The sequence below is a fragment of the Streptomyces odonnellii genome (assembly GCF_000981895.1).
Taxonomy (GTDB): Bacteria; Actinomycetota; Actinomycetes; order Streptomycetales; family Streptomycetaceae; genus Streptomyces; species Streptomyces odonnellii.
The window spans coordinates 1-9,009 of the sequence record NZ_LATD01000328.1 but is presented as its reverse complement, the minus strand read 5'-3'; the positions used below and the strand labels follow the sequence as shown (position 1 = coordinate 9,009).

6 protein-coding genes are annotated in these 9,009 nt (G+C 70.3%); 3 read left to right on the top strand and 3 right to left on the bottom strand.

Annotated elements, in window-relative coordinates; genetic code table 11:
• Together WH07_RS27910 and WH07_RS27905 are read left to right on the top strand one after the other, a co-directional pair.
• Positions 1–1,265: AI-2E family transporter (locus WH07_RS27910; protein WP_046505791.1), on the top strand; the 1,265-nt coding region annotated here is incomplete at its 5' end.
• A complete protein-coding gene (locus WH07_RS27905) occupies positions 1,262–2,182 on the top strand; it encodes a hypothetical protein (RefSeq protein ID WP_046505786.1) in 921 nt (306 codons plus the stop codon). The genes WH07_RS27910 and WH07_RS27905, both read left to right, overlap by 4 nt.
• Before the next feature lie 25 nt (positions 2,183–2,207).
• Here WH07_RS27905 and WH07_RS27900 read toward each other — a convergent pair whose 3' ends face one another.
• Complete coding sequence (locus tag WH07_RS27900) at positions 2,208–2,741, bottom strand: carboxymuconolactone decarboxylase family protein (RefSeq protein ID WP_046505784.1); 534 nt, start codon at positions 2,739–2,741, stop codon at positions 2,208–2,210.
• A gap of 372 nt (positions 2,742–3,113) precedes the next feature.
• On the opposite strand from WH07_RS27900, the gene WH07_RS27895 reads away from it, so the two are divergent.
• The gene (locus tag WH07_RS27895; protein WP_079023614.1) at positions 3,114–5,363 is read left to right on the top strand and encodes a transglycosylase domain-containing protein; all 2,250 of its coding nucleotides are present in this window, start codon (positions 3,114–3,116) and stop codon (positions 5,361–5,363) included.
• A 142-nt stretch (positions 5,364–5,505) separates the two neighbouring features.
• On the opposite strand, the gene WH07_RS27890 is transcribed toward WH07_RS27895, so the two are convergent.
• Entirely contained in the window at positions 5,506–6,969 is a 1,464-nt protein-coding gene (locus tag WH07_RS27890) for a catalase (protein WP_046505781.1), read from the bottom strand.
• 243 nt (positions 6,970–7,212) lie between these two features.
• Positions 7,213–9,009, bottom strand: a 1,797-nt coding sequence (locus tag WH07_RS27885; RefSeq protein WP_046505778.1) for an ATP-binding SpoIIE family protein phosphatase, incomplete at its 5' end; no start/stop codon positions are given.

The window sequence follows — 9,009 nt, the reverse complement described above, 5'->3', positions numbered from 1 at the left end:
ATTCCGTACCACCGCCTCCCTCGTACGCACCCGCCTCGTCCGCCCCGGCCGTCTCCGGCAGACCCGACCCCGTCTCCGCGATCCCCTGGGGGATGCGGGTCGCGGGCGAGGCCGCCTGGCGGCTGCTCGTCCTCGCCGGGATGCTCTGGGTGCTGATGCGGGTCATCAGCGCCGTACAGCTCGTCGTCATGGCCTTTGTCGCCGCGCTGCTGATCACGGCCCTGCTCGAACCCACCGTCGCCTGGCTGAAGCGGCTGGGAGTGCCACGCGCGGTGGCCACGGCCCTCACGGCGATCTCCGGCTTCGTCCTCATGGGACTCGTCGGCTGGTTCGTGGTGTGGCAGGTCGTGGAGAACATCGACGATCTCTCCAACCGCGTCACCGACGGCATCAACGAGCTGAAGCACTGGCTGCTCAACAGCCCGTTCCATGTGACCGAGGACCAGATCAACGATCTCGCGAAGAGCCTGAGCGACGCGGTCGGCTCCAACACGGAGGAGATCACCTCGGCCGGGATCCAGGGCGTGACGGTGATAGTCGAGCTGCTGACCGGGATCTTCCTCGCGATGTTCTCGACGCTCTTCCTGCTGTACGACGGCAAGAAGGTCTGGCAGTGGTCGCTCAAGCTGGTCCCGGCACAGGCGCGTGAGGGGGTCGCGGGGGCCGGGCCGCGCGCCTGGCACACCCTGACCGCCTATGTGCGCGGGACGGTGCTGGTGGCGCTGATCGACGCGCTGTTCATCGGGCTCGGGCTCTACTTCCTCGAAGTCCCGCTGGCCGTGCCGCTCGCCGTGATCATCTTCCTTGGCGCGTTCATCCCGCTGGTGGGGGCGGTGATCTCCGGCGCGCTGGCGGTGGTGGTGGCGCTGGTCACGCAGGATGTGTTCACCGCGCTGATGGTCCTGATCATCGTGCTCGGTGTGCAGCAGATCGAGGGGCATGTCCTCCAGCCGTTCATCCTGGGGCGCGCCGTACAGGTGCATCCGCTGGCCGTGGTGCTGGCGGTGGCCGCTGGTGGACTGGTGGCGGGGATCGCGGGAGCGGTGGTGGCGGTGCCGCTGGCGGCGGTCACCAATACGGTCGTCGGCTACCTCCGCGCGTACAGCCGGGAACAAGAGCTGAGGCAGGTACGGCCGTCGCCGGGCGCGGGTGCCACGGCGCCCCCGGCGCCGGAGCCCGTGCCGGTCCCTGCGCCCGCTCCCGCGGCTTCCGCAGCTCCGGCCACCGCGCCGGCGGTCGCCGAGGGCGGGGACGGCCGGGAGTGATATCCGAGCCGGAACTGGAGGGTGAGGGTACGGGGGAGGGACCGCCCAAGGGGGCGCCCGGCATCCCGGCTCCCCGGGACGGCGGCGGCGACGGGGAGAGAGCCTCGGACCCCGGGCGGGCCGCCTCCGGGCCGGTCGCCGGTTTCCAGACGCCTGCCGGCTCCGGGCAGGCCGCCGGGGCGTACGGGTCCGCCGCCGATGACGGGCCCGCCGCCCATGACGGGCCCGCCGCCGGATCCGAGACCATCGCCGGTACGAGGCCGCTCCGGCTGCCGGCCGGGCGCGGGCCCTGGCTGTGGGCGCTCGGCGGGGCGGTCGTCGCCTCCGCGATATGGGCGGGCGGGCTGTACGCGTACGGTGAGACAGGACCGGATCTGGGCGGCTACCGGGTCAGCTCGAACCTCTGCCTAGACGCCGAACTCCCCGCCCTGACCGGCCTCCTCGGCAAGCGGCAGTCCCCGATGGCGGCCGCGGACGAGCAACTCGCGATCGACCGCGCGTACTGCACCCTCACCCTGATGCCGGGCCGCCCGAACGAGGTCAAGAACGACAGCCGCCCCCGCGCGTACGCCGGCGTCGACATCCGCTACAGCCTGCACAAACAGACCGACCCCGGCCCGGAGTTCGACGCCACGGTGACCGATCTCGCCCCTGAGGGCTCGCTGGAGCGCCGTGTCCTGCGCATCCCGGATCTGGGCGAGCGCGCCTATCTGGTCACGGACCCCTCGGGCGACTCCCCGCAGTTGAAGGTCCTCGACGGCCGGGCCGTGATCAGCATCTCGGTGGGCCGCATGGCGCACTACACCGAGGACCCCGCCACCGGCGAGTACCAGGAGTCGGCACCGCTCGACTTTTCCGGTGTCGAATCCGCGATGGTCGAGGACATGCGGGACCTGATGACCGCGCTCAAGCGCTGAGCCGGGGCCCGACGCGGGCTTCGCATCACTCCCCGAGGATCTCCTCCGCGTCCAGCGTCGTACCGACCGCCTGGATCACCGAGGCGATCCTGAACGCCTCCTGGATCGTCTCCCGGTCCACGCCCGCCCCGCGCAGCACCTGCTCGTGCGAGTCCAGGCACGCACCGCACGCATTGATTGCGGAGACCGCCAGCGACCAGAACTCGAAGTCGATCTTCTCGACGCCCGGGTCGCCGATGACATTCATCCGCAGACCCGCGCGGAGTCTCCCGTACTCGTGGTCCGACAACAGATGCCGGGTCCGGAAGAAGACATTGTTCATGGCCATGACCGCCGCGGCCGTCCTGGCGGCGGTGTACGCCTCGGGGCTCAGGTTCGCCCTGGCCAGCGGCCCCAGCGCGGCGAGCACCGCCCGCGAGCGCGAGGCGATCGCACAGACCAGCACGGTGCCCCAGAGCTGCTGCTGCGACAGCTTGCTGTCGCCGACGACCGAAGCGAGGTTCCGCCGCAGGTCCCGGGCGTAGTCCGGAATGGCCGACATCAGCTCGTCGAGTCCCATCGCTCTCCTGGTTCGGGCCGGACGTCCCATGGTGGCACAGGCCGAAAACAAGCGCGTCCAGCGGAAAACCAAGCCCGTCCGGCGATTGAGGACGGACCGGCCACCCCGGTGCCGGGTGCCCGTCCGGTTGGGGCGCGCCCCTCGCCGTACTCCCGCCGCAGGCCGAAAATCCGGCCCGTCCGGCGATTGAGGACACAACGCCACCTCGCCCGGCTCGGGCCTTCGCAACCCTTTTGCTCCCCCATGAGTCAGTTCCAGTGACGCAGGTGCGGATTGTCACGTCCGGAAAGTCCGGATCGGTAGCTCTTTGTCACAGCCAGCGGTGTTAGTTTGCTGAGCTGATTCCGGACCTGAGAGCGGAGCGACACGGCGATGGGCCGAGCTGAAGCCAGACGGGCGCGGCAGCGCGGGGCGCGCCGGGCCGGGAATAACGGCGGCCACGGCGGCGTACGGCGCCTCTTCACGCCCAAGAAGCTGCTCGGCGCCTTCTTCGGGCTCTGCCTCCTCGGCATGGGCGCGTTCTTCGTGATCTACATGCTGGTCCCCGTCCCCAGCGCCAACGCACAGGCCGAGATGCAGAGCAACGTCTACAAGTACAGCGACGGCACCATCCTCGCCCGTACCGGCGAGATCAACCGCGAGATCGTCGGCCTCGAACAGATACCCAAAGACGTCCAGCGCACCTTCGTCGCCGCCGAGAACAAGACCTTCTACCAGGACTCAGGCGTCGACATCAAAGGCACGGCCCGCGGCCTGTTCAACACCCTCTCCGGCAAGGGCAAGCAGGGCGGCTCGACCATCACCCAGCAGTACGTCAAGAACTACTACCTGAACCAGGACCAGACGGTCACCCGCAAGCTCAAAGAGCTGGTGATCTCCCTGAAGGTGGACCGGAACAAGGACAAGAGCGAGATCCTCGCCGGGTACATCAACACCAGCTACTACGGCCGCGGCGCGTACGGAATCCAGGCCGCGGCCCAGGCGTACTACGGCATCGACGCGTCCCGGCTCGATGTCTCCCAGGGCGCCTATCTCGCCGCGCTGCTCCAGGCGCCCAGCCAGTACGACTGGTCCGCGGCCAGTGACACCGGCAAGCGGCTGGTCACCGCGCGCTGGAACTATGTGCTGGACAACATGGTCGAGATGAAGTGGCTCGACGCCTCGGTCCGCTCCGGCCTGAAGTTCCCCGTACCGCACGCCCCCAAGGCCGCGCCCGGCATGGAGGGCCAGACCGGCTATCTGGTCGAGGCCGCCAATGACGAACTGGCCCGCGACGGCGTCGACAAGGCGGACATCGACGCGGGCGGCTGGACGATCACGCTCAATATCGACAAGAAGCGCCAGCGCCAGTTGGAGAAGTCGGTCGACAAGGAGCTGGAGAGCAAGCTCGACCGCAAGAAGAACCCGACCGACGCGACCGTCCAGGCCGGCGCGACCTCCGTCGATCCGAAGACCGGCCGGGTCGTCGCCCTGTACGGCGGCAGGGGCGCCACCGAGCACTGGATCTCCAACGCCACCCGCGACGACTACCAGCCCGCCTCCACCTTCAAGCCGGTCGTCCTCGCCTCCGCCCTGGAGAACGGCGCCGAGACCCAGGACGGCGAGAAGATCGGCGTCAACACGCGGTACGACGGCACCAGCGGCCGGCCCGTCGAGGGCAGCGACACCGCCTTCAACCCGGAGAATGAGGACAAAAGGGACTACGGCCGGGTGACCGTTCAGACCGCCATGAACAAGTCCATCAACGCCGTCTTCGCGCAGATGGTGGTCGATGTGACCCCGGCCAAGGCCAAGCGGACCGCGCTGGCCCTGGGGATGCCGGACGGCAAGGGCTTCCCCGAGCGCCCCGCCATCTCCCTCGGCACCATGAGCGCCTCCACCTGGGACATGGCCGGCGTGTACGCGACACTCGACAACCACGGCAGGAAGATCACGCCCACCATCGTGAAGGCCGCCTCGCACAAGGACCGTACGGCCGAGCTGCCCGACCCGGTCGGCAAGCAGGTCATCAGCCGTGAGACCGCCGACACGGTGACCCGTGTGCTCCAGGGCGTCGTGGACCACGGATCCGGCTTCGAGGCCGACAGCTCCGCCTATGACGCGGCGGGCAAGACCGGAACCTCGGAGAACAACAGGTCCGCCTGGTTCGCCGCGTACACCCCCCAGCTCACCACCGTCGTCGCGCTCTTCGGCGAGTCCACCGAGGACGGCGGCAGACAGGTCACCCTCACCGGCACCGCGAACAGCGGCCGGGCCAACGGCGGCGGCTTCCCCGCCAGGATCTGGGCGGACTACACGCTCGGCGCGCTGAACGGCGGCTCCGACGCCCGGTTCGATCTGGAGATCCCCGAGCCGGTACGGGAGGAGCCGGTGGTGCCCCCCAGCGAGACGGCGCCGGAGGAGACGCCGACCACCGAGGCGCCGCCGCCCACGACGCCCACCCAGGAGGAACCCCCGCCGTCGGAGAGCCCGAGCGAGAGCCCTTCCGAGACGCCCCAGGAGAGCCCGTCGGCCACCGATCCGGGCCCGGGGGAGAGCAGCAGCAGTGACCCCGGCGGCGGGGAGACCGGTTTCCCCACCGCGGGCGCGGGCCATCCGGGAGGCCCACCCAGCCGCGGCTGACTACCCGCGGCTGGCCCCGCCCACGGACGCCCCCGCCCACGGACGACGGCCGGTGGGCCGACAGCCGAGGGCGGCCCCGATGGGGGGCCGCCCTCGGAAACGCGTCATGCGAACGCGCTGGTGACCACCGCGGTGGCCCTGATCAGCCGCCGTTCATGTTCTTGGCGATACGGTCGCCGATCACCTTGTCGATATTGCGCCAGTACTGGAGCGCCCGGTCGAGCACCGGCCGGGACACGCCCTGCGCCAGATGCCCGCTGACGTTCGACACCAGCCGGTCGCGCGCCGCGTCGTCCAGGACCTCGCGCACCTGTGTGCCCGCCTGCCCCCAGTCGTCGTCCTCGCGGTGCAGCTTGTACGCCTCGCGCACCATCTCGCCCGCCGCGGCCCACCCTGCCGGGTCGCCGAAGCGCTCGGTGTCGGCCGCGGGACCGCCGTACGAGTTCGGCGCGTACGGCCTGGCCGCCGCCGACGGCTCGTACCGCATCGGCCCGTCCTTCGCGTACGAGCGCACCGTGGTCCGTGCCCGGTTCGGCGGGAGCTGGGTGTAGTTCGGGCCGATCCGGTACCGATGGGTGTCCGGGTACGAGAACAGCCGTCCGAGCAGCATCTTGTCCGGCGACGGGCCGACGCCCGGAATCAGATTCGAGGGCTCGAAAGCGGCCTGCTCGATATGGATGAAGTAGTCCTCGGGATTCTGGTTGAGGGTCATCCGGCCGACATCGATCAGCGGATAGTCGCCGTGCGGCCACACCTTGGTCAGATCGAACGGATTGAACCGGTAGCCGGCCGCGTCCTCGAACGGCATGATCTGGACCTTCAGGCTCCAGCTCGGCGCGTTGCCGGACTCGATCGCCTCGTACAGATCACGCCGGTGGTGGTCCCCGTCCGAGCCGGCCAGCGCGTCGGCATCGGCCTGGGGGAGGAAGTCGATGCCCTGGTCGGTCTTGAAGTGGTACTTCACCCAGAACCGCTCGCCCGCGCCATTCACCCACATATAGGTGTGCGAGCTGTAGCCGTTCATGTTCCGGTACGTCTTCGGAATGCCGCGGTCGCCCATCAGCCAGGTGACCATGTGCGCGGACTCGGGCGAGAGCGTCCAGAAGTCCCACTGCATGTCGTTGCTGCGCAGCCCGGTCGCCGGATGGCGCTTCTGCGAGCGGATGAAGTCCTGGAACTTCTGCGGATCACGGACGAAGAAGACCGGCGTGTTGTTGCCGACCATGTCGTAGTTGCCCAGCTCGGTGTAGAACTTCAGCGCGAAGCCGCGGGGGTCGCGCCAGGTGTCGGGCGAGCCCAGCTCTCCGGCGACCGTGGAGAAGCGGGCCAGCATCTCCGTACGCGCGCCGGGCTGGAACACCACGGCCTTGGTGAACTGGCTGACGTCGTTCGTCACCTCGAAGACGCCGTACGCGCCCGCGCCCTTGGCGTGGACGACGCGCTCAGGGACCCGTTCGCGGTTGAACTGGGCCATTTTCTCGATCAGATAGTGGTCTTGCAGCAGGATCGGCCCGTCGGGGCTGATGGTGAGCGAGTGCTCGTCGCTCTCCACCGGGATGCCGACGTTGTTGGTCGTGTAAGCCGTCCTGGGGGATGACCCGGTCACGAAACGTCCTCCCGTCGATAGAAGGCCCGGGGAACCGGGGGCGACCCGGGGAATGGCAGCGGTCATTGAAGCCGCCTTCCCCAGTCAAGCCCTCCCACTCCATGTCGGCAACATCTATATTCGGGGGATTCGGCCGATTCGCCGGATTTTACCGATCCGGGGCTTTCCTGGGCTTTCGCCGGTCCGGGGTCTCCGCCGCGGTCATATCCCGGGCGCTCGCGTGCTTCCCGGGCTCTTCCGCGCTCACATCCGGGTCGGCAGCTCGAACCAGACCACCTTGCCGGTGGACAGCCGCGTCGCGCCCCAGCGCCGCGCCAGCCGGTTGACCAGGAACAGTCCCCGGCCGCCCTCGTCCGTGTCGCGGGCCCGCCGCTGCCGGGGAAGCTGCGGCGAATCGTCCCCGACCTCACAGCGCAGTACGTCCGTACGGAGCAGCCGCAGCGTCACCGGCCGCTCCGCGTACCGCACGGCATTGGTGACGACCTCGCTGATCAGCAGCTCGACCGAATCGCTCAGATCCTCCAGGTCCCAGCGTGCCAGCGCGCGCCGGGCCAGCCGCCGGGCCCGGCCCGGAGCGGCGTCTTCCGGTTCCAGGAACCAGTACGCCACATCGCTCGGCGCGATTCCGTCGAAGCGGGCGGCGAGCAGCGCGATGTCGTCGTCGCGGTCGCCGGGACCGAGCACATCGAGGACATCGTCGCAGAGCGCCTCCAGCGGCGGCGAATGGTCGGGACCGGTGAGCTGCGCGGTGGCGGCCAGCCGCTCCCTGAGCTGCTCGATCCCCGTCCAGACATCGCGCAGCCGCGACTCGACGAGCCCGTCCGTATAGAGGAGCAGCGTCGCCCCGGCGGGCGCGTCCAGCTCGACGGCCTCGAAATCGACCCCGCCGACCCCGATGGGCGCCCCGGGCGGCACCCGGAGGACCTCGGCCCGGCCGCCGAGATGCAGCAGTATGGGCGGCGGATGGCCCGCGTTGGCGATGGTGATCCGGTGCGAGACCGGGTCGTACACCGCGTAGAGACACGTCGCCATCCGGTCCGAGCCGAGCCGCTGCGCCTGCTCGTCGAGATGGTGCAGCACCTCCTGCGGCGGCAGATCGAGACCGGCGAGGGTCTGCGCGGTGGTACGGAGCTGGCCCATGATCGCCGCGGAGGTCATGGAGTGGCCCATGACGTCGCCGACCACCAGGGCGACCCGGCTGCCCGGCAGCGGGATCGCGTCGTACCAGTCACCGCCGACCCGGGCGGTCTCGGCGGCCGGGAGATAGCGCGAGGCCAGCCGGACACCGGTGGGCTGCGGCAGGTTCTCCGGCAGCATCGTGCGCTGGAGTTCGTCGGCGATGTACGCCTCGCGTCCGTACAGCACCGCCTTGTCGATGCCCAGCGCGGTGTGCGTGGCGAGCTGTGCCGCGACCAGCAGATCGTTCGGCTCGAAGGCGGCGCGGTCCGGCCTGCGCAGGAACACGGCCGCGCCGATCACCCGCCGCCGTCCGCGCAGCGGCGCGAGGATCGCCCGGTGCCCGGTCGGTACGACACGGTCGGCGCCCAGCAGCTCGGGCAGCGCGGCCCGGGCCGCGGCGGAGTCGCCGAAGACCGGCCGCACCCCGCGCAGCACCTCGGAGAGCGCGCCGCCGGAACCGACCTCGCACAGCTCGGCGGCCGGCATCACATCGGACTGCGGGTCCAGGATCGTCAGCCGCAGACCGTCACGGGCCTGAAGCGGGATACCGCCGGTCTCGGTGTCGTCGTCGGTCAGCCGCAGCCGGTCGGTGCGCCGGAGCCGCAGCACGAACGGCGACACCGGCCGCTCGTCGCCGACCGGCAGCGGATCGCGCAGATAGACGAGTATGGCGTCGGAGAAGGTCGGGACCGTCGCCCGGCAGAGCCCGAGCACGATCTCGTCCAGGTCTATCCCGCGTGCGATACGGCGGGTCGCGGCGCCCACGAAGCGCAGCCGGTCGCCCTCGCGCCGCGCCGTGGCGGCGGGGTCGGGGGTGGGCGCGGGCTCGGCGGGCCGCGGGCAGGCCGGCGGCGCCCGCCT